This is a genomic window from Microcoleus sp. PH2017_08_TRC_O_A, assembly GCF_020738665.1.
Taxonomy (GTDB): Bacteria; Cyanobacteriota; Cyanobacteriia; order Cyanobacteriales; family Microcoleaceae; genus Microcoleus.
Genome location: NZ_JAEQCE010000210.1, coordinates 1 through 1187, shown reverse-complemented (window position 1 = coordinate 1187; position 1187 = coordinate 1). Strand labels below are relative to the sequence as shown.

General features: G+C 41.6%; 1 protein-coding gene. It reads right to left on the bottom strand.

What is annotated here, in order from left to right; genetic code table 11:
• Window positions 1–1187 (bottom strand): transposase (locus JGK22_RS33100; RefSeq protein WP_293314573.1); only part of this gene is annotated, 1187 nt, incomplete at both ends.

Sequence of the window (1187 nt, the reverse complement as noted above, 5' to 3'; positions counted from 1 at the left end):
ATTGAGTCTATGGCTACTTTTGATTTCCTAATGATGTTTGCCGCACCGTTAACATCTGCATTCAGAATTGATTTCTGAGCAGAACGGTATAAACCTCGTTTAATTCTTTTACCAGACGGTTGCCAATTGTCGGGTTTTTCACCAACTTTCACTGGCAGTACGTCTCGATCCAAGAAGCTAGCTTTTGAGGTGTAGGATTCGTCTTGCTCTACAAATCTCCATCCTCTGAGAGCGCACTCTTGTTGTAGTCTATCTTTGACTTTAGCTGTGGGTATTTGGACAAAGTTTTGATTAGTGTTTTTTCCCATATTTACTTCTTGCTTCTGTCCTTTATTCCAACCAAAAACTACCACATTGATTTGGTGATTTTCGCAATTCCCTATTATGCTTCTAACTGCTTTATTTACTGCATCTCTCATCCTTCTGGCGCGAGTTTCTGACAACTGTTGCAGTCTTTTTGACAAGAAACCTTTGGGTAACTTGTATTGAGCGTGCGCCGATTGCACTCGCGCTTTTTCCTTATTAAACCACTGGTTCCAAGACTTCAGCTTTCGACCATCAATGATGAAAGGCTTACTATTACTAGAGACACAAGTCAACCAGTTATTGATGCCGTGGTCGATTCCCAAAACCCCTGTTACTTCCAGACTACAACTAGCGGCTTGTTCAGTTAGACTTTCATAGACATACTCAAGCCAGACTTCGCCATTTCTAGGAATTAGCCTGAGTTCTTTAATCTGGCAATCTTTCAGTCTTTCTGGTAAAGTCACCCAGAGCGCATCTTTCCCAAAGTGTTCTTTGCCTTTGGTTCCCAAAGGTAACCTTACCCGATTACCCACTATTTTTAAAGCTTGACCAGGATAGGAAACTTGGTACATCGCCCCTTTAGTTCTGTACTTGGGTAGCCTCGGTTTTTGATTAAGCTCTCCTTTCTTGGCTAACTTTTGTAGGGTTCGGAAAGAACTAAAGGATTCAGCGACTGATTTTAAAGATTGTTGCGCGACTTGCGAGTAGAGTAAGCCGTAATTCTCGTTGCCTTTGGCAATTTTGTACAAATCTGGGTATTTAATTGTACCTTTGTCCTTAAAGTACCGTTGCCGACTTTCGTAAGTCCCGACATTAAACAGATTGTTTGACCACCTCAACAGTTGCTCGACAATGATTTTGTCGAGTCCTGTTAAATGCCA